This is a genomic window from Synechocystis sp. FACHB-383, from assembly GCF_014698605.1.
Lineage (GTDB): Bacteria > Cyanobacteriota > Cyanobacteriia > Cyanobacteriales > Microcystaceae > Synechocystis > Synechocystis salina.
Genome location: NZ_JACJTJ010000041.1, coordinates 111,086 through 130,333 on the forward strand (window position 1 = coordinate 111,086; position 19,248 = coordinate 130,333).

The 19,248-nt window shown below is 50.8% G+C and carries 15 protein-coding genes, 1 tRNA gene and 1 pseudogene; 11 read left to right on the plus strand and 6 right to left on the minus strand.

Features of this window, described 5'->3' with window-relative positions:
• Positions 1 to 28: 28 nt before the first annotated feature.
• Together H6G45_RS12395 and H6G45_RS12400 are read left to right on the plus strand one after the other, a co-directional pair.
• Positions 29 to 835, plus strand: a complete 807-nt coding sequence (locus H6G45_RS12395) for an inositol monophosphatase family protein (protein ID WP_190598724.1) — start codon at positions 29 to 31, stop codon at positions 833 to 835.
• Between the two features lie 328 nt (positions 836 to 1,163).
• Positions 1,164 to 1,916 (plus strand): response regulator transcription factor, encoded by a 753-nt coding sequence (locus tag H6G45_RS12400; protein ID WP_190598779.1) that lies wholly within the window; start codon positions 1,164 to 1,166, stop codon positions 1,914 to 1,916.
• Here H6G45_RS12400 and H6G45_RS12405 read toward each other — a convergent pair.
• Positions 1,909 to 3,336, minus strand: coding sequence for a DUF3370 domain-containing protein (locus tag H6G45_RS12405; RefSeq protein WP_190598725.1), 1,428 nt, complete (start codon positions 3,334 to 3,336; stop codon positions 1,909 to 1,911). The genes H6G45_RS12400 and H6G45_RS12405 overlap by 8 nt on opposite strands.
• A gap of 196 nt (positions 3,337 to 3,532) precedes the next feature.
• Here H6G45_RS12405 and H6G45_RS12410 point away from each other — a divergent pair, with 196 nt between their 5' ends.
• Positions 3,533 to 4,252: a hypothetical protein gene (locus H6G45_RS12410; RefSeq protein ID WP_190598726.1), complete on the plus strand. Its 720-nt coding sequence runs from the start codon at positions 3,533 to 3,535 to the stop codon at positions 4,250 to 4,252.
• A gap of 87 nt (positions 4,253 to 4,339) precedes the next feature.
• A tRNA-Leu gene (locus H6G45_RS12415) sits at positions 4,340 to 4,425 on the plus strand.
• Between the two features lie 36 nt (positions 4,426 to 4,461).
• On the opposite strand, the gene H6G45_RS12420 is transcribed toward H6G45_RS12415, so the two are convergent.
• On the minus strand, positions 4,462 to 5,328 hold the full coding sequence (locus H6G45_RS12420) for an SWIM zinc finger family protein (RefSeq protein ID WP_199309743.1): 867 nt from the start codon (positions 5,326 to 5,328) through the stop codon (positions 4,462 to 4,464).
• A gap of 335 nt (positions 5,329 to 5,663) precedes the next feature.
• Between H6G45_RS12420 and H6G45_RS12425 the strand changes: the two genes are divergently transcribed.
• On the plus strand, positions 5,664 to 7,211 hold the full coding sequence (locus H6G45_RS12425; protein ID WP_190598727.1) for a GAF domain-containing protein: 1,548 nt from the start codon (positions 5,664 to 5,666) through the stop codon (positions 7,209 to 7,211).
• Here H6G45_RS12425 and H6G45_RS12430 read toward each other — a convergent pair.
• On the minus strand, positions 7,193 to 9,103 hold the full coding sequence (locus H6G45_RS12430) for a GTPase family protein (RefSeq protein WP_190598728.1): 1,911 nt from the start codon (positions 9,101 to 9,103) through the stop codon (positions 7,193 to 7,195). The two genes, H6G45_RS12425 and H6G45_RS12430, sit on opposite strands and share 19 nt — an antisense overlap.
• A gap of 183 nt (positions 9,104 to 9,286) precedes the next feature.
• Between H6G45_RS12430 and H6G45_RS12435 the strand changes: the two genes are divergently transcribed.
• Complete coding sequence (locus H6G45_RS12435; protein ID WP_190598729.1) at positions 9,287 to 11,404, plus strand: TIGR00300 family protein; 2,118 nt, start codon at positions 9,287 to 9,289, stop codon at positions 11,402 to 11,404.
• 205 nt (positions 11,405 to 11,609) lie between these two features.
• The gene (locus H6G45_RS12440; protein ID WP_190598730.1) at positions 11,610 to 12,167 is read left to right on the plus strand and encodes a hypothetical protein; all 558 of its coding nucleotides are present in this window, start codon (positions 11,610 to 11,612) and stop codon (positions 12,165 to 12,167) included.
• A 123-nt stretch (positions 12,168 to 12,290) separates the two neighbouring features.
• Here the strand turns inward: H6G45_RS12440 and recR are convergent.
• A pseudogene (gene recR, locus H6G45_RS12445) lies at positions 12,291 to 12,988 on the minus strand (recombination mediator RecR).
• Positions 12,989 to 13,103: 115 nt separating this feature from the next.
• Here recR and H6G45_RS12450 point away from each other — a divergent pair.
• Positions 13,104 to 13,352: a DUF3146 family protein gene (locus H6G45_RS12450; protein ID WP_190598731.1), complete on the plus strand. Its 249-nt coding sequence runs from the start codon at positions 13,104 to 13,106 to the stop codon at positions 13,350 to 13,352.
• 736 nt (positions 13,353 to 14,088) lie between these two features.
• Here the strand turns inward: H6G45_RS12450 and H6G45_RS12455 are convergent.
• The gene (locus tag H6G45_RS12455; protein ID WP_242018158.1) at positions 14,089 to 15,822 is read right to left on the minus strand and encodes an alpha/beta hydrolase; all 1,734 of its coding nucleotides are present in this window, start codon (positions 15,820 to 15,822) and stop codon (positions 14,089 to 14,091) included.
• A gap of 246 nt (positions 15,823 to 16,068) precedes the next feature.
• Here H6G45_RS12455 and H6G45_RS12460 point away from each other — a divergent pair, with 246 nt between their 5' ends.
• From H6G45_RS12460 to H6G45_RS12470, 3 genes are all read left to right on the plus strand, one after another.
• Complete coding sequence (locus H6G45_RS12460) at positions 16,069 to 16,317, plus strand: hypothetical protein (RefSeq protein WP_162328209.1); 249 nt, start codon at positions 16,069 to 16,071, stop codon at positions 16,315 to 16,317.
• A gap of 72 nt (positions 16,318 to 16,389) precedes the next feature.
• Entirely contained in the window at positions 16,390 to 17,067 is a 678-nt protein-coding gene (gene ntcA, locus H6G45_RS12465) for a global nitrogen regulator NtcA (protein WP_010872636.1), read from the plus strand.
• A gap of 9 nt (positions 17,068 to 17,076) precedes the next feature.
• On the plus strand, positions 17,077 to 18,552 hold the full coding sequence (locus H6G45_RS12470; protein WP_190598732.1) for a DUF3084 domain-containing protein: 1,476 nt from the start codon (positions 17,077 to 17,079) through the stop codon (positions 18,550 to 18,552).
• A gap of 46 nt (positions 18,553 to 18,598) precedes the next feature.
• On the opposite strand, the gene H6G45_RS12475 is transcribed toward H6G45_RS12470, so the two are convergent.
• A complete protein-coding gene (locus tag H6G45_RS12475) occupies positions 18,599 to 19,195 on the minus strand; it encodes a late competence development ComFB family protein (protein WP_190598733.1) in 597 nt (198 codons plus the stop codon).
• Positions 19,196 to 19,248: the final 53 nt, after the last annotated feature.

Genomic DNA, 19,248 nt, shown 5'->3' on the forward strand with positions numbered 1-19,248 from the left:
CAGTCTATTTACTATATCAAGATTCGACATGGAGACTTTTTGGCCAGAGGTTTTGAGCTTTTGTCAGTCCACGACCAAGGCGATCGCCACAGAGTTGGTGGCCCAATCCGCCAGAATCCCTGCCCAACGCAAAGCCGATGGTAGTTTGGTCACCGCCGCTGATCAATGGTCTGACCAGGAGTTGCGCCAGCGTATTGCCGCCCAATTTCCCGACCATGGGGTGCTAACGGAGGAAACGGCCCACATTTTTCCCGCTAATGATTGGTGTTGGATTGTCGATCCCATTGATGGCACCACCAATTTTGCCAGGGGCATTCCCATTTGGGGCATTTCCCTCGGTTTACTCTACCGGGGGACGCCGGTGTTTGGCTTCCTCCATTTTCCTTTACTACAGCAATCATTTTGGGGCTATTGGCTAGAAAATTCTGGCTTAACGGGACCCCATGGTGCCTTTCTGAACGGGGAACCAATCCAGGTGAGTGGGGCCGAACCTAGTCAAAATCATTTGTTTAACCTCTGTGCCCGAAGCGCTGCCATTTTAACCAATCCTTTTCCCTGTAAATTGAGGCTAATTGGGGTTAGTAGTTACAATTTAGCCCTGGTGGCCCTGGGAGCGGCCTTGGGAGGGACGGAAAAAACACCAAAAATTTGGGACATTGCTGGCGCCTGGCCGATCTTGTTGGCCGCTGGAGGGGAATTTCTCTGCCTTCGCCCGGAACCGTTGTTTCCCCTTACCCCAGGGGAGAATTATAGCGATCGCCCCTATCCTTGCATCACCGCCAGTCGGAGAGAACTAATGGAACAATTCAAACCCCTAGTTTTAGCTGTCCAGTGAGGGTGCCCCTGGATAGGTTAAAAAAAACCAGACTTCTCAGCTTTGAGGCAAAGTAAATCAAATTCTCCCGGTCTTGCGGGAGCTTTGGTGGGTAGATTGAGAGAGAAAATTAAAATTTTTAGGCTCTCGAATATTGTTTTTATTGGCCATTAATCTTTCAAAAACTCGTCATTTATTGACGGAAATGGTACAGACAAATAACATTATGACGAGCAAATTCTTTATATTTTTTGCAGATTTGCCCCCCTAGGCAGGTAACTGTTGTTACAAAGCCTTGACATTGACTTTGTTAGATTGGCAGGGAACTTTCAGTCAGGGGTCTAGATCGGTGAATCCAGTCTACATATCAGTCGTAGAGGGTAACCCCCATCTCCGCTCTCTATTAAGCTGGCATCTGCAGCAGAGCGGCTACCTTGTCCAACAATGTAGCGGTTTTCACCAGGCCCGCCAGGCATTTAATAATCAATTACCTACCCTGGCCGTGATCGATTCCGACCTTACCGATGGGGATGGCATTGAGCTTTGCCGTTGGTTGTATCAACAGCACCAATCAATGATTTTTATTCTTTCCGCCAAGGATACAGAAAAGGATATTGTCCATGGGTTAAAGGCCGGGGCTGATGATTATTTGACCAAACCCTTTGGTATGCAGGAATTTTTAGCCCGCATAGAATGTTTAATTCGCCGAGTCCGCACTGTGGCCGCCCCTTTGTTGTTGGATTATGGGGTACTAAAAATCGATTTGGTACAGCGACGGGTGGAATACCAGGGCAACTTTGTTGACCTCACCCCCCAGGAATTCAGTTTGCTCTACGTGCTCACCCAAGCTGAAGGTAGTGCCCTCAGCCGCACAGAACTGCTCCGCCGAGCCTGGCCCGAGGCGATCGATAACCCCCGCACCATCGACACCCATGTCCTTTCCCTCAGGAAAAAAATTGAGACAGACCCCAGGCAACCCAGCCTCATCCAAACCGTGCGAAATGTGGGCTACCGTTTTAACTCCTCCATTTTGGAAGAGAAAAAAGTAGTGGCGGAGAAACCCGTTTCCCTTTCCCCCGCTGGAGTCTCGGTGCTTACCTAGGGGAAGACAAACTGCCGTAATAAAGCTCCTCTGTTTTGACCGTCAGCACCTGGGGAGGGGTGGCATCGGGAGGATACATCAAGTCCACCGTCACTTCCCGCTGTTCCCCTGGTTGCATATTTAAGGTGATTAGGGGATTGCTCATTTCCCCCCGCCGTTGGGTAAGGTGAAAAAATCTTTCTTGGGGTTGGTTTTGGCTGTCGGTGTAGCTGACCCTAACCGTGCCCCGGAAAAAGACTTGGCCGGTGGGTTGGCGCATGAAGAATAGGCGATCGTTATATTGATCTTGTTTGATCGGAGTTTGCAGGGTGAGGGAAACGCTCTGTCGGTTATTAGTGGCGTTTTTCAGAGGTAACTGCAATTGATAATGCACCCCATAGTTGCCATGGGCTAGATAGGCCGTGTCGGGGTAGCGGGCCAGCATGGGAGCGCTCTGTACCTGTTGGGTAGCATAGGTACCCACACTAACGGTGCTGAGGGGATAGGAAAAAGCTCTCCCCCGTTGGGGAATAGTGAGGAATTGAGCCTTGGAATTGTCCACTAGGGTGGCTTGCCAAGAAGCGCCTTGGGAAATACCGGCCACCCGGCCATAGATGGGGGTGCGGGGAGCCCCAGGGCGGATTTGGTCGGGGGGAGTGGGGGCCAAATCCCTGGGATAAGCTAGATAGCCGCGGTATAGCATCGCTTGCCAATTGTCCAAGGTGGGGGGGCGGTAGGTCACCGTGGGGGTGGGCAGGTTAGCACCGGCGCTGGCCGTATCCACCACTGGGGCATATTCCGGTACGGCAAACATTGCTAGGTTAGCCATGTAAACGGGGCCGTCACTCTGGAGTCGGAGATAGGTGGACCGGGCACTACTGCGATTAATGGCCAGGGAAAATAGTAGTCTAGTGTGTCCCGGAGGAATAATGATCTGACTTGGGAAGCCGGCTTGGGTGTTACCCCGCAATAGCTGGCTCATTAGTTTGGATCCGGGACCAGAATGGAATTGTCCATGGGGATCTTCCACGGTGGGAGCAAGATTGATAAAGGGGGCATCGGGGCCAGTAAGATAACTTCCCCCCTGGAGGATGCGGATGGTGATGGTGCGATCGGTGGGATTCCCCACTAACACTCCCTGGTAGAGAGTACGGGAATCCCTCGGCCGGGCAATGTGATGGGAGAAAAAGTCAAAACGACCGTTGAGGGCTTTATTGAGGTGGGCGTTGGGATAGTATTTGCGGTCAGTGGGGAAGGTGGAGAGCAGAATCCCTTCCCCTTCAATTACTTCTGGACTATTACTGTTAAAAACGGGTATCTGGTCTAGTTGCCCTGGTAATGGTCTTATTTCCTGCGGCTGGACAATATAATCTGCTTGAATGGGCTGGATGGGGGCGGCGACGATTTGAGCCAACATCATGGGGGAAAGCAGTGGGATCATAATTTGTCCGCTGAAATAAAGAATTTGACAGGCTGTTGGGGGTCAAAGGAAATTAACTTCTACTTAGAGTGCTATTTGGAACTTGTCTTGTCAAGTTGCCGTCTCGGACTTTTTGGCTTTCCGGAGACAGAAGTTGTGGTTTTTCACCGGAGACCAATGACCGAATTCCTGGGTAGAAACACTTGATTGAGGGGCTATGAGGGTATTTTTTCGTAGTTGGTTGAGCTTTTGGCCTGCTAACTTGGGGCTCTTGTTGGCGATCGCCAGTGGGGGAATGGGGGGCCAAGCCTGGGGACAGACATCGCCGGAGGAAAACCCGTTGGATTTGGAGCCGGCCCTGGTGGAAAATAGCCCCACTTTGCAACGGTGGTGGGATGAAACTCCGGATTTATTTGAGCAAAATAGTAATGATCCAGCTTTTTTAACTAGGGTGCGCTTGGGTTATAACTATTTTCCCGACGATGATCAATCCAGTGGCGCGGCGATCGGTGTCGAAGACCTGTTCATCGGCCAATCCCCCCTGAGTGTGAGCGGCGATTACTACACCAATTTTGCTGGACAACAGGGGGGCGGGGCCAATCTGCAATACTATCTTCTGCCCCTGGGTTGGTATGTCAATGTTACTCCCTTGGTGGGTTACCGGGCGATCGCCCAAAATGACTACCACAGTGAGGGGGTTAATGTGGGGGGCAAAGTGGTTTTAGCCCTTTCCCGCACCGGGGCAGCGGACATTAGTTTTAGTCAAAATTTTGTTGCCCCCGGCGGCACCGCAGAAGTGGGCATTAGCACCCTTTCCGTGGGCTATGCGTTGACTCCCCAATGGCGTTTGGCAACGGATCTGCAACGACAAAATTCCTCCGCCTACCGGGAAAGTCGTTTTGGCGTTTATCTGGAGTGGCAACCCCAGCCACGTTAGTTCCACTGGAAATCTTGTCAAACGGGTGGAGGAAACTTTCTGTGGTATGATGCTTAATCGCCGACGGATCGGCGGACCCCAATTGTTGGGGGTGTGGCGGAATGGTAGACGCTGCGGATTTAAAATCCGTTGAGCCTTATAAGCTCGTGAGAGTTCGAGTCTCTCCACCCCCATTAAAGTTTTCCCTAACTTCCCTTGGTTAGGGCTATCTAGTCGCCCGCTCCCACCATTTGTCCCAGGGTAGCTTGGCTGGAGGCTTGGTAGATTTGCGTCAATGCCTGTTTAATTTCCCTGGCCACCTCATAATTTAAGGGCAGATCCCCTAGACGTTCAATTTGTTGCATGGGGTTATCCGGTGGGGCGATCGCCGTTAATTCCGGGGCCAATTCCCCTCGGTACTGCCAAAATTGTTCGATGGCTTGCTGTTGCTCCGCTTTAGTTTGTTTTTGGGGCTTGGTGGTGGTTGCTCCTTCCTCTGTCTCAATGGCGATCGCCGTAGAGTCATTGCAGAGATCTGGGTCATAGGTAGCCAATTGGGCTGGGTCAAGGTGTCGATAACAACTTAACTGCTCCAACAACTCACCCCGGCTCCGGCCCCGCAAGCGAAAAATCACAAAGGGATCCTCTTGGAAATGATCCGCCAACTGGTAGTACACTGCACCGATATGCTTACATGGATTAGCTTTATCTGGACAACTACAGCGGGAATGAACCTCCCCCAGGGTGAAGGGGAACAAATTTAGCCCATTTTGGACAAACACCTGTTCGATGCTGGGGGGCATGGCTCCACTGAGCAACTGGGCCGCATACAGAGCTTGTTCTGCCAAGGTGGCCACCACATAATGCCAATCCTCATCGCTGAAGCAATCCAATCCCAAAGTAACCTGGTAGGGATCCACTTCTGTGCCTTGCACCAGGGCCGTTAGCTTACTCTCCACAAACTGCAAACTAAGGACATTACCCTCCCTGGCATAATTCCTGGCACGTTCGAGGCGCTTTTTAAATCGGTAGGAATCTAATAGTTCCAACCATCGATCTACCCACCATTGTCGTTGTTCAATCTGCACTGCCACCATAATTCGGTAATGTTAGACCTGCTAACCACAAGTTTTTAATGAAAGTCACTGCCATCAACTTTCCCCTCACTATCCTATACCCCTTTCTCGGGCAATCATGAGCTCTCTTTTTCCCGGTTGACGGAACAAATCACCCTAGTCTTTTACCCTGGGGTATTGCCATCGAAATAGAGGTACACCATCATGGATGTAGAAAATAGGTTCTGGGCCACAGTTAACCATTAATCCCCAACATCACAAAATGTTCAGCAATCAATATAGTTATGGCTCGTTTAATAGAAAATGGCCCAGAACCATAGATTGAAATGATTGTCTTACCGACTTGACAGGAATTTATGTCACCCCGTTCTTATTCTAGTCAGCTATACGGATATGGATTAAGTTGTGCCTTAGATGGATTATCTACGGTGGATCGACGGGCCCGGAGGCAAAAAAAACTGTCGGAGTTGGGGCTGATGGCCAATGGAAACAATACTTTTTTTGAAGAAGCCACCCAAACCGTTGCCCAGAGTCTGGGATTACCCATTTGTATAGTGGGTTTGATGGTGCAGGACGAAATTCACATTACCTCCGCCGTGGGCATATGTAGCTTGGGCGTGAATGATGCCCTGGTGGTTTCCCGGCGCTTACAGCGCAATGAAGCTTACTGTACTATGGTGGTGGATAGTGCCATGCCACTAGTGGTGAATGATGCTTTGGCAGAACCGTTTTTTATCCAGGGGGAATTGTACCAACGTTATGGCATTAGGTCCTACCTAGGCACTCCTCTGCTCACCAGGGATGGTGTGTGCCTCGGAACCCTAGCGGTGCTAGATTTTTCCTCCCATGATTTTACGGAACAGAATGTGGCTCTGCTTAATATGACTGCCCGTTGGTGCATGGGGGAAATTGAACACCAAGCTTATCTCAGCGCTAACCAGGGTCAACTTGGCCACAGTTCCCCTAATTTCGGGTTAAATCCGATCGCCATCGGGAGAGATGATGTTTTTTCCTCCAACGGTAATAACCTAAATAAATTGCACAGGCCAGGGCGATCGGACCATTCTCCAGAAGCGGTCAAACTGCAATTGGTGCCCCATTACCTGATCCGCACCCAACGAGACCTCACTGCGGTGATCGGCATGGCCAGTGTTGTGCGGGACGGAGTTTTTGGCGAGCTTAATGAGAAGCAAAAACAATATCTAGAAATTATCCACCAGAGTGGCCAGCGGGTTAGCCAAGCCATTGAGGAAATCATCGAACTGGAGCAGATTAAACCCGATCGCCAGGGCTTAAAAATTGTCAATATCAATTTGGCCTTATTGGGAGAATATTGGCGGGATAAAATGGCCACCATACTTGGTCAAAATCGGCTTGCCCTAAACCTTTCCCTAGAATCGGGGCTGAAATATTGGCCCCTAGACAAAATTAAAATCAGACAGGGAGTGTACTATCTACTGCTCAGTTTGTTGGATGAGGGAGTAACGGATGGGACCTTACGCATCCACGCTTCTGCTGGCCAAGAATATTTGCACTTAGCCGTTTGGGTTGATTCTCCCCAGGGCCAGGGTCTGCCCCATGTGACCCTACAGGATTTACTCACAGAAGGTGAAGCCCACCAGGCAGAAGTAAATATCCAGTTAACATTGGAACACTTAGCTCTGAAACTGCAAGGCCATAACCAAGAAAGTCAGGGCCACTATTGCCAACAAATTTTGGCTTTGACCCTCAGTTTTTATTTCATCAAAAGTCATCAGGGGCAAATTGCGCTGCAGGGCAGTGCCGAGCGGGGTTACTGTTACTGGGTGCAGTGGCCGAAAATATCGGCCCCAACCGCCGTCAATCACAGTGAGTCCAATCTTTTACCGTTAATACTCCCCCTTACTCAGCCTCGCTCACAATAATGGCGAAATCTGACTCCCAATTGCTCCACTGTTAAATTTTGCGTCCAATATTCTAACAGGGCATGGCCAAAGGCCCAGGCATTGCGGTCGGGGGCCACCGGATTGTCTAGCAATAGGGGCCAGAGGGTCAGTAAATCAAAGGTGGTGTCATCGTCATCCGCTGCCAATAAATTAAATAGGTCATAGGCTAACTGGAGCTTGCCCAACACTAATGGCAGTTGCTCAATGGGAATTTGCTCTGCTAGCAAATAGGCCAGGGCTGGGGAACCGGTGGTTAAGCTAGAAACAAATTGCAACACCGGACTTTTCAACAGAGCTGTCACACCCTGGGTAGTGGTCATTTGCAAGGCATAACGGTCAATAATTTGGGCCGCCGCCAGGGAACGGGCCTCTAGGTTCCGTAAAAAACGGGCGAGACGTTGTTGTTGGGCCGGACTGACAACGGTCACTAAGGCCACAGCAAGCTCCTCCAGGCCCCAGGGCGATCGCCCTACCGTTTCATCACCACTAACAACGGGCAAAATTTGTTCACAATACTGGCCCAATTGCTCTGCCCGGTACTGCACCGCTTCCCGAATTGATTTTTCTTTGGACTGATCTCCCGATCGCCAATCGTAGGGAGGTTGCCATTGCCGCAGAGGACGCAGTCGGTCCACCTGGGTTACCAAGAGGATTAAAGGACGATCTCCCCCCAGGCTTTGGACATCCCGCACAAAGTCCGCATCCATCTGTAAAGCCGGATCCAAAGCGGGATTGAGCAGCAAAATCACATCGGCTCGTTGGGCATAGTCCAACACCAATTGCCTTAAGTCCGCCCGTTGCCCCTGCTCATAACCGGGACTGTCCCAGAGCAACAGGGTTTGGCCGTCCTGAGTTTGCCATTCATACTTGGTAATTTCCGTGGTGCTAGGCAGTAAATCCGTCACTGCCAAATTGGTTTGAAAGAGGGCATTAATGAGGCTACTTTTCCCTGCCCCAGTGCGCCCCACTAATAAAATATTGACCGGCTGTTGCTCCACTTCCTGGGGGGATTGCCCCTGGGCCAAAATATTTTGCAAAGTCTGGCTTTTGGCTTTCACCAGCCCTGGGATTGGGTTGCCCCCACTGGCAAAATTGTCCGGTAAATTACCACTGGCCGGATTGTACAAGGCGATCGCCTGGCGACAGAGGGTGCGGAGGGTTGCTTCCCGTAGCTGTTGACTGAGGTTAACTAACAATTGCTGGGTAGCCTGCTGATTGCTCTGTTGACTAGCTAGCCGTGCCGCCGCCGCCACCGGATTGAGCAACCACTGACCCCAGTACCACGCCTGCCAAATTTTTTTCAGGGATGGTTCTAGCTTTTGATAGACCTCATAGGATTGATATACCTGAGCCAAAGAAACCTGATTGAGGGTGGGGGAAAGGTTGGCGACCCAGCGGTCCATATCATCCACCGTGCCCCGGATCAAACCATAGGCATCCGGCACATAAATATTTAGTAGAGGGTATTTCACTTCCGGGTAATAGCTCTGGGCCACCGCTGTCACCACTTGTTGACATCTCTGCCAAAACAATGGCCAATCCTGCCACACTGGCACATCTTGGCGGGAAGCTTGGAGAATCTCGTTTAATGCCTGTTCGATTTTCTCCACGTTAACGTCCGCCGTGGGGTCCCCCAGGGAAACGGTGGGAAAAGATACCTGCCCATTGGGGGCTGCTAGAGGGGCTGTCCACCGCACCAGCAACCACCGCCAACCCAGGAAAACTAGCACCACCACGCCCCAAATCCAGTTCAAGTGCCAAGCATTAATTTGCCAACTGGCCGCCACCAACAAAAAGGTGATTACCCCCGCAATGGGTAACACTAAAATCACTCCCTGCCAGGGGCGGAGACGGAAATTGGCGATCGCCATGGGGGCTCTCAACAAAAAAACATTGTCCCCATGGTATGGGCCCAGGGGCAAAGTTTCAACAGGGATACCGTGATAGAATGGAAGGTTGGATTCCGCCTGCCTGGAAAGCTGATTTACGACCTTACTCCAACCAGGATTTGTCTCTAGATATACTTGCAAACCAACTTTTTTACTTCTTCAACCATGGCTGACGATATTCGCATTTTGATGTGCCCCCCCGACCACTACGACGTGGACTACGTAATTAATCCTTGGATGGAGGGCAATATCCACAAATCCTCCCAGGAGCGGGCCGTAGAGCAATGGAAAAAACTACACCAGACCATCAAAGAATGCGCCATTGTGGACTTGGTGAAGCCAGCAAAGGGTTGGCCTGATATGGTCTTCACCGCCAATGCGGGGCTGGTATTGGGAGAAAATGTGGTGCTCAGTCGCTTCTACCACAAAGAACGCCAAGGGGAAGAACCCTATTTCAAAGCTTGGTTTGAAGAAAATGGTTTCACTGTTTACGAACTGCCCCAGGATTTGCCCTTTGAAGGGGCCGGGGACGCCCTGTTTGACCGGGAAGGTCGTTGGTTGTGGGCGGGTTATGGTTTCCGCTCCGAACTAGATTCCCATCCCTACATTGCCAAATGGCTGGATACGGAAGTGGTTTCCCTGCGGTTAATTGACGAGCGTTTTTATCACCTTGATACCTGTTTTTGCCCCCTGAGTGGTGGTTATTTACTCTATTATCCCCCTGCCTTTGACGCCTACTCCAACCGGGTAATTGAGATGCGCATTCCCCCGGAAAAACGGATCATCGTCGAGGAGTTAGATGCGGTTAATTTTGCCTGTAATGCGGTCAATGTTAACGACATCATCATCATGAATTTGGTCAGTCGAACCCTGAAGGATAAGTTGGCTGAGGCCGGCTTTACGGTGCGGGAAACTCCCCTGACGGAATTTTTAAAAGCGGGGGGAGCAGCCAAATGTCTGACCCTACGGGTAACGGAGCCTATTCTGGAAGATGTCCATGCCACCGTTTCCATTGAAAGTCGGGTGATTCGCATGGAGGGCCATTTACTTGATGCCGGCATCCTCAACCAAGCCCTGGATTTGGTGGTGGAAAACAGCGGTAGTTTCCGGGTGTTGAATTTCAATTTGGGGGTAGAGCGCAACAGTACCTCCAGCGCGGAAGTCAGGGTTTCAGCCCCCTCCCACCAGATTATGGAAGAGATCATGACCGAACTGATTGATCTCGGCGCAGTGCCGCCTCCCCAGGAACTCTGTGATATCAACACCGAAACGGTAATCCAAGCAGGGGTAGCTCCAGATGATTTTTATGTCAGCACCATTTATCCCACGGAGGTGCGGGTTAATTGCGAATGGGTCCAGGTGACAGGACAACGGATGGATGCGGCCATTGTCGTCACTAGCAATCCTCCTTCGGCCCGCTGTGTACTCCTCCGGGATCTCCAGGTCGGCGATCGGGTCATGGTGGGAGTTGAAGGCATTCGTACCATCAAAAAAGTGGAATCCCATGAGGGCGGAACCCGCAAAGAAAATAAAGAGTTTGCCTTCATGGCGGCGGGGGTTTCCAGCGAGCGTCGGGTGGAACTTTTAGTAGAACAAATTGCCTGGGAAATGCGCCAAATCCGGGACCAAGGAGGCAAAATTGTCGTCACTGCAGGGCCTGTGGTGATCCACACCGGCGGCGCCCAACACCTTTCCCATCTGGTGCGGGAGGGTTATGTCCATGCTCTGCTGGGGGGCAATGCGATCGCCGTCCATGACATTGAGCAGGCCACCATGGGTACCTCCCTCGGAGTCGATATGCAACGGGGCATCCCAGTGCGGGGGGGACACCGTCACCATCTGAAAATTATTAACACTGTGCGGCGCTATGGTGGTATTCGCGAAGCGGTGGAAGCTGGATTTATTAGCAAAGGGGTCATGTACGAATGCGTGAAAAATAACGTCCCCTATTGCCTAGCCGGTTCCATTCGGGATGATGGCCCCCTGCCCGATACGGAAATGGACCTAGTCCAAGCCCAGGGTCGTTACAGCGAATTGATCCAAGGCGCAGATATGATCCTGATGCTGTCCAGCATGCTGCACTCCATTGGAGTAGGTAATATGACTCCTTCCGGGGTAAAAATGGTCTGTGTGGACATCAACCCCGCTGTGGTAACCAAGCTCAGTGACCGGGGCTCGGTGGAATCCGTCGGAGTGGTCACCGATGTGGGTTTATTCCTCAGTCTTTTGGTACGGCAACTGCAACAACTCACCAGACCCTACAGTCTGAACGAAACCTTTTAACTTTTGTCCTAGTTTTTGGCCCTGGGGTGTTACCTGTGGGGCCAGGGCTAGTAAATTGGAAATATCAAGAAGTAGGTAAAAAAGTTTTAAGGGATGGGGTCAAACCTTCCCCGTCTCCGAGGAACTATATTATACTTTTAGCGTCGGGGTCTGGATTTTGGCCCCAGCTAAAAATTGATTTTCGTGATTCACAAGCGAGGTTATCGTGTTAAACAAATCTGTTCAAACCCTCTCTGGAGTTTTGCTTGCTGCTGCGGCCCTAGGTTTTGCTGCCCCCGCCCAAGCTGAGCCTTTTCAAACCAAGGGTAACATTTTATTGAGCCAACTTCCTGGCCATGACATGTATGCCCCCATCAACGAGCAAATGAGCTTCGATGGGCTGGCGATCGGTCGGGTACGGGGCAAGGTTGGTAGTATCATCCAAGTTGAACTGTTACCCTATGGTGACTTCCCTGGTTACATTGAAGTGAGCGACAACAGCCGCATCTACCACTGGGACGGCGCCGGTGCTGCTGAACCCGGTGATGACGTTTTGCTCCAGCCCGTGTTCGATGACAATGGTAACTACATCCGCACCGATTTCTATTCTGCGGCCCACCCCACCTGGTTGACCCGTTTGGATCTCAAGGAAGTTCAAGAAGTCACCATTTCCGAAATTAACTTCCAATCCTCCGAACCTGTTGGTTTGCCCCCCGTGACCCGGTCCGCCCCTGCCCCCGTAGCCCCCGCTCCGGCTCCCATGCCCGTCCGTGGTCTTTGGTAAGCCGTCTGGTTACGCGATGAACTTATTTTACCGGCTTCTTTAATAGCTGGATTTAGTGTCTATATTCTCCTAAGCGTTGTGTTCACAGCGCTTTTTTAGCGATCGCCATTTATCCGCAAGCAACTAAAGTTCCCGTCGTCCCTCCAGGGCCCGAGCCAGGGTAACCTCATCGGCATATTCCAAATCTCCCCCCATGGGTAAACCAAAGGCAATGCGGGTAACTTTGGTAAAAGGTTGCAGTAATTTACCCAGATACAAAGTGGTGGTTTCCCCTTCCACGCTGGGACTAATGGCTAAAATCACCTCGGCAATTTCCGGCTGACTAACCCGATGCAATAGGGGCTGAATGGTCAACTGCTCCGGGCCAATGCCGTCCATGGGGGAAATTACCCCGCCCAAGACATGGTACTTGCCCCGAAATTCCCTGGTTTTTTCCAAGGCAATTACATCCCTGGGGTCACTGACCACACAGATAACACTGTTATCCCGTTGGGGATGGCGACAAATATCACAGACGGGCTCAGCGGATAAATGGAAGCAGACCTGGCACTGCCCCACCCGTTTTTTAGCGTCGAGGAGGGCTTGGGCTAAGTTTTCTACCTCCGCATCGGGGCGCTTGAGGAGATGTAGAGCAAGACGTTGAGCCGTTTTTGGTCCCACACTGGGGAGCCGTTGCAATTGTTCAATGAGACGGGCTAGGGGAGGAGTGTAAATGGCGCCAAGACCTCCTGGTGCGAGAGAAATTTTACTAATGGGGGCAAGTAAATAGCCGTAGAAACCAAGAGCTGATGGGCAATGGAATCGACGGCCATCTTCCACATATATTGTGCTACGCTATCGCCAATTATCGGCAAAACTTTCCGGGGTAATGTTTAATTCAGCGTAGATAGACCAACTGTTTGAACTTTATCCATTCCTTGTCCACCCGTATTTCCTATGCCTCAAACCAAAGCCCACCTGAGAGTGACTACCCATTCCTGGCCCGGAGGTTTTCTGGCTGGGGAAGTGCGGGCCGGGAACTATGAATGGCAATTTCACTGGAATTTTCGGGGGGGCAAATTGCGAGTACAGCCTTCCCTTGGGCGATCGCTCATTTTTGAGCCCCTGGGACGTTTTTTAGAACGGAGTGATTATCAATTGGAGCCGGGGGGTGACTATGAATTCATTCTCCGCAGTCGGCTTTAGAGATTGCTTGAAAAGTCCCCTGGCCCTGAAGTTTTGGGGGCAACTGGAAAAAAATCCCCCAGAGTTGCGGTCGCCTTAGTGGGTAAGCTGAGACTTTGCCAACAGGCTCTAGGCTCGACTTTGTCTATTTAGGGCGCATAACAAAGTAGATGAGACCAGGTATGGAATAACCGGGCAGGAATTTTTACCACATGAGTCTTGTCTGAAGATGTCGGAAAAGTCTGGAATTGCCATAATCGCTGCCTGACCAAGGCTAAAGCATCCACTTGACAACATGGGCATGGCTTGAGCGTACTGGGTCTCTATAGATACCCTCCGCTGCAATCTGTTTTCCCCAGTAGCGCCAGTAGCGCCCTATCGTACCGTCCAACCCTAACAGTAGCGAGCCAAACTCTGCCGGCCCCTTTGTTTATATCGTTAAACGCTCGTTGCTAGTCCCACATAACTGACTTAAAATTCTGAAATTTCAGAGGGGCGTTCCATAATTCAAGTTGTACTGATAGCATTACCGACGGGATAGGGCATTTCTCCTTTTTTTGAAATTGCCAACGCTGATATCGCTATTTTCGCTTCTCTTTTCTGATATAAGAGCGATATCACAAAATTACTAAGGAGTTCTAATTGGGCCAAGACTTCCATCAGCATTTCCGTCATTGGACAAATATTCGCCGTTTATGATCTTAGTCAAGATCGCAGTCTATTGTCCCAAGCAGATTAATACCGGTAAAACACCCCCTTAAAAATTGTCAGAAATAGTTTGGGTGGGGAACTCATTGGGGGGAGCAACTATGCCATTGGTGCGGCGGAACTGGTCAATCTCTTTGATTAAGGCTCCCTCAGATTTTTGGCTAATCAAATAAAACTTGAACTCCTGATCTTGGCTAAGGTAGGCTGCGTGGGCTGCACCATTCTCCACTAGGGGGCGGAAACTTTCATCCCGGGCTACATATAACTGGAAGAAAGGCACCATCACCGCAGAACCGTAGGCATGGAGCAAGTTAGGGTCGGGCAAGTTTAAGTTAACTGCTTCCACTGATTCCACTACGTTTTTGATGTTGGCATCAATTTTGGAGAAGTCCACATGAGCTTGCCCCTCCATCAGGGTTAGGTACTTGTCCCGGCTGGCTAGGCGAGGAAAAGAACGGGCCTGCTCCAACACAAAGGGGGTGGCGGGATCATAACTTCCCCCCAGCAGTAGCACAGGCACAGTTACCCGATGCAACCCTGATACGCCGAAGAGGGCACTATTGACCGGATTAGCCGCTAGCACCGCTACTACCCGGGGATCGCGAAAGTCGTAGTCAGACCTGGGCAGGGTCAAAGCATCGCACTGTAGTAGGAGAGCGGTATTCGGTACCCCTTGGCCAATGGTACACTCCGATTCTAAAAAGTCCCAATCAATGGTGGCTCCAGCCACGGCCAAAGCCCCATAACCACCAAAGGAGTGGCCACCCACCCCCACTTCCGTTAGGTTAAGACGATCGCCAAATTCACTGGCATTACGGCGTTCCAACTCATCGATGACATAACTGATGTCCTTGGGTCGGTCAATAAATTCCGTGGGATAGTAACCTTGGCGAGAAGTGCGGTTGAGCAGAGCCTGGGCCTGGAGAATGTCACTACCGGGGTGTTGGGGCAGAGCCACTACAAAACCATAGGAAGCCATTTTTTCGGCGGCAACATCGAAATCTTCAGGGCGAGAGGCTAAACCATGGGAAAAAACTAAAACTGGAGTTTTACCCGGTTTCCAGCGTTGGGGACGGTACACATCCACATAAAAACGACGGTTACGACCTTGGTCAGTTAACCACCAGGTTTCCTTGGGAGCCACACCGTAGGGGCCCATTTCAGTGGGGTCAGGCAAGACGCTAAAGTCAATCTCCCCTTCTGAAGCGGCTTCAATTTCCGAGAGGGCAATCATTTTCTGGATAAAGTGTTGGGACGCATTGACTAACAGTTGGGCTGCCCTGGCCCTCTGTTCTACGACTTCCCCTTGGAAATGAATGTCGGTGGGATACTTCCTAATAAAATTGATCAGGCTTAATCCCCCCTCGGGATCCTGAGCAGCCTGGACGATCGCCGCCCGAATGCCATATTTGGAGTTAGCTCCCCAAGGCGCATTGAGAATAAACGCGGCCCGAGCTAAGGAATCTTCCCCCAGACTAGTGTTAAAAAAGTTGCTGAGCACCACGGGGTCTACCTCTGCCCGGAGCCCCATAATTTCCCTTAACTTGGTCAGTTTTTCTTCGGAGGCTCCCACTAGGTTGAATAAAAAGCTGAGATTGGAGTCCACAGTGCCATCCTGCACAAATCGTTCCAGGGATTCCACCCGCACTGTCAACTTAATGGGCCCGTAGGTAAAAAAGATATTTTCTGCGGTTTTGCCCGGCAATTGGACGGCGATCGCCGTGAGAGTTCCCAAACAAATGGACTGCAACCAACGACGGAGGTTTGAGGGGAAGGTGACCATGGAAGTCATATTAGGGTTAATAAAGGGCGGGAACAACCAAGTTGCTGGACTGGAGCAATAGGCAAGAAACCTGAGCTAATTCTAGGCAATTTTTTTGCCATTGCCCCTAACGTAAAGTTATTTTTTTCTTCGTTACCTTTTGTTACCTAAAATTCAACAGAGGCAATCTAGACTGGACCTTTTGTCACCGTTGCTCCGTCCACGGAATGGGGGATAATCTAGACGAGATCATTAGGGACCCTGACCATGCAAAAAGCCGACGAATTTGCCATCCACCTGTTTTTGGCCAATGGCCATCGGGAAGAAGTCCGCTTCATGACCATTCAAGATTTTCAAAAATGGTACAGCAACGAAGTTGTGCCCAAGCACGACTCCCAGGAATTTATCAGTGTGCCGATCAAAAATATTCAAGGTGAGTACATGGTGGTGCGACCTTCGGCGATCGTTGCCATCCGGGTGGAACCAATTTTCTTTGGCAGTGTGGAGCGCATGTAATCCATTGTGTATAATCTTGATACAGAATGGGGTTTTGCACTTCCCTTGATGCCCCCATTACCGTGAACGTGCATGGATCAGTCCCTAACCCAAGATCGTCCCCTAGCGGCAGTGTTTCGACGCTTAGGCAGTGAGTTGATGCCCCCGGTGGTGGAAACTTTTGATAGGAGTAAAACAATTTTTTTTCCTGGGGATCCGGCGGAACGGGTTTATTTTTTGCTCAAGGGAGCGGTTAAGTTATCTCGGGTCTACGAAGCAGGGGAAGAGATCACCGTCGCTCTGCTGAGGGAGAACAGTGTTTTTGGGGTATTATCGTTAGTTACAGGGCAACGTTCTGACCGTTTTTATCACGCAGTGGCTTTTACTCCGGTGGAGTTGCTGTCTGCCCCCATTGAACAGGTGGAACAGGCTCTCAAGGAGCATCCCGACCTCTCATTGTTAATGTTGCAGGGCCTTTCTTCCCGCATCCTCCAGACGGAAATGATGATTGAAACCCTAGCCCACCGGGACATGGGTTCTCGTTTGGTTAGCTTTTTGTTGATCCTCTGTAGAGATTTTGGTGTACCTGCCCCGGACGGCATTCGCATTGACCTCAAGTTATCCCACCAGGCGATCGCCGAAGCCATTGGTTCCACCAGGGTAACGGTGACCAGGCTCTTGGGGGATTTGCGGGAAGGCAATATGATCTCCATCACGAAAAAGAAAATTACCGTGCATAATCCCGTTGCTCTCAGTCAACAGTTTACCTAGCCACCCCCTATGACCAGTGCCTATATTCTGGTTCTTTCTGTCCTGGTCCTGGGCGGGATCATTGCTGCGCTGGGGGATCATTTAGGCAGTAAGGTGGGGAAAGCTCGCCTACGCTTGTTTACACTACGACCCCGACAAACGGCAGTGGTGTTGACGGTAATTACTGGTACCCTAATTTCCGCTTCCACCCTAGGTATTTTGTTCACTTTTAGTAAATCCCTGCGGGAAGGGGTATTTCAACTGGATGATATTTTGGGTCAGTTGAGGGTGGCCAAAGCAGAATTGGAGCAGGCTAGCCAAGCCAAAGAGGAGATTGAATCAGAATTGAGTGCAGTACGTCAGGAGCAAAAGCTAGTACAAGAGCGGAGTCGAGAGTTAGACCGTAATTACACCAGGGCATTGCAACTGTTGCGTCGGGTATCCCAGCAATCCCGAAATTTGCGCCAGGAAGTGACTAATCTGTCGGCGGAAAGGGCGGAGTTAAATCAACAAAAGGACTCCCTATTGGCGGAAGCCACGGAGCTCCAGAGTCAAGTGAAGTTGCGAGACCAGGAATTGTCCAAACGCCAGGAACGCATTGCTCAACAGGAGAAAGTCCTTGCCCGCCAGCAGGAACAGGTGAAGTCTTTGGAGCAGAGGTTTGCTTCTTTGGAAGCCCAGCGCCAACAACTACAGGCGGAAATCAATCAACGGGACACCAAAATTGATCAACTCGACCAGGCGATCGCCGCTAAAGATAATGACATCCAGGTGCGGGAAGAAAAATTACAGGGGCTAGAAACGGAACTCAGTTTTCTGCAAAGGGAAGTGGAAGAACTAGAGCGTTATTACCAAGATTACCAAGAATTACGGGGGCAACAAATTGCCATTCTGCGAGGTCAGTTATTGGCCTTTGGTGGACTAAAGGTGGTAAGCACCGAAGCTGTCAGTGCTGCGGTGGATCAATTATTACGTCAGGCCAATCGCACCGCTCTGCAATTGGTCAAAACCCCCAATATGCCAGTGCCCGATGAACCCATTGTCCGGGTGACCACTGCCCAGGTGGATAGCATTAAAAACCAACTGCAACCAGGGCAGGAATATGTTATCCGGGTACTATCGGCGGGGAATTATGTGCAGGAAGAAAGGGAAATTCGCGTCTTTTTCGACGTGGTGCCTAACCGTCAAGTTTTCCGAGAATCTGAAACCATTGCCACCATTTCCCTCGAATCCTCTGACTTTAGCGAAGTTGATGTCCAAAAACGGATTGATTATCTCCTCGCTGCCGCCCAATTCCGAGCCCGTCGGGAAGGCATTCTGGGACCCATTCAGGTGGAAGATGGACGCATTAAAACCCTAATTGATTTTATTGAACAACTCCGTCGCCAATCTGATAATCCCCCCAATGAGGTGCGGGCGATCGCCGCTGAGAATACGTCGGTGGTGGGACCGCTAAAAATCAGGATTATTGCCTTGAGGGGCAATGAAATTGTCTTTGAAAACTGATGGGCAAACCTGGACACCATCCCCTTGAGATCAAGAGCCGGACTAGCTACCAGAGGGTATTTTTCGGGTCAATCTGACGGTCATCCATGGAGGGGGTTCTGATCGGTGGCGGTGGTGGCGGCGGAACCGCTCTTCGTTCAGTAACACCTAGCGGCGGCGGAGCTTGGGCGGTAGTTAACTTTAAAAAAGCTTGGCGTAGGAGGGGCAGACAATTGTCCCAGGTGACCTCTTTGTTCACCGGCTCCAACAGATGGTAACGCTTGAGTAACTCTTGAATTTGCCCTAGGGTGCTTTCCGCGCCCCGATAGTTCACTTCAATTTCCGAAACAATTGGTTCCGAATTACGCAGAGGATCCCTTTCTACTGCGGCGATCGCCCGACGAACAGCGGAAGTCAGCTCACTGCGATACTGGCGTCCCGCCACCCGCCTTTGTTCCTCCACTCCCTTAACACTGGAAGCATAGAGGGGAGGTAAACGATTGAGGGCATAGGTAGCTACCTCGGTTAGATTGAGATAATTTCTCAGATTTTTGGGGTAGAAACGCAGTTGCTTATCAATCTCCTCATAGACCAACGTTTCCATAACATTGACATGAACGCCGGGATTGATGGGGGCTGAGGACTCGGAGGCGAGAAAATCCATGGCAGAGAGTTGGGGAAAGTGACAACTAGACGAGAAAAAGTATCACAGAGGAG

Coding starts and splice junctions, on each gene's coding strand:
- H6G45_RS12425 (WP_190598727.1), top strand. CDS start 5,664: ATGTCACCCCGTTCTTATTCTAGTCAGCTATACGGATATGGATTAAGT.
- H6G45_RS12395 (WP_190598724.1), top strand. CDS start 29: ATGGAGACTTTTTGGCCAGAGGTTTTGAGCTTTTGTCAGTCCACGACC.
- H6G45_RS12470 (WP_190598732.1), top strand. CDS start 17,077: ATGACCAGTGCCTATATTCTGGTTCTTTCTGTCCTGGTCCTGGGCGGG.
- H6G45_RS12420 (WP_199309743.1), bottom strand. CDS start 5,328: ATGGTGGCAGTGCAGATTGAACAACGACAATGGTGGGTAGATCGATGG.
- H6G45_RS12475 (WP_190598733.1), bottom strand. CDS start 19,195: ATGGATTTTCTCGCCTCCGAGTCCTCAGCCCCCATCAATCCCGGCGTT.
- H6G45_RS12455 (WP_242018158.1), bottom strand. CDS start 15,822: ATGGTCACCTTCCCCTCAAACCTCCGTCGTTGGTTGCAGTCCATTTGT.
- H6G45_RS12450 (WP_190598731.1), top strand. CDS start 13,104: ATGCCTCAAACCAAAGCCCACCTGAGAGTGACTACCCATTCCTGGCCC.
- H6G45_RS12405 (WP_190598725.1), bottom strand. CDS start 3,336: ATGATCCCACTGCTTTCCCCCATGATGTTGGCTCAAATCGTCGCCGCC.
- ntcA (WP_010872636.1), top strand. CDS start 16,390: ATGGATCAGTCCCTAACCCAAGATCGTCCCCTAGCGGCAGTGTTTCGA.
- H6G45_RS12435 (WP_190598729.1), top strand. CDS start 9,287: ATGGCTGACGATATTCGCATTTTGATGTGCCCCCCCGACCACTACGAC.
- H6G45_RS12410 (WP_190598726.1), top strand. CDS start 3,533: ATGAGGGTATTTTTTCGTAGTTGGTTGAGCTTTTGGCCTGCTAACTTG.
- H6G45_RS12430 (WP_190598728.1), bottom strand. CDS start 9,103: ATGGCGATCGCCAATTTCCGTCTCCGCCCCTGGCAGGGAGTGATTTTA.
- H6G45_RS12460 (WP_162328209.1), top strand. CDS start 16,069: ATGCAAAAAGCCGACGAATTTGCCATCCACCTGTTTTTGGCCAATGGC.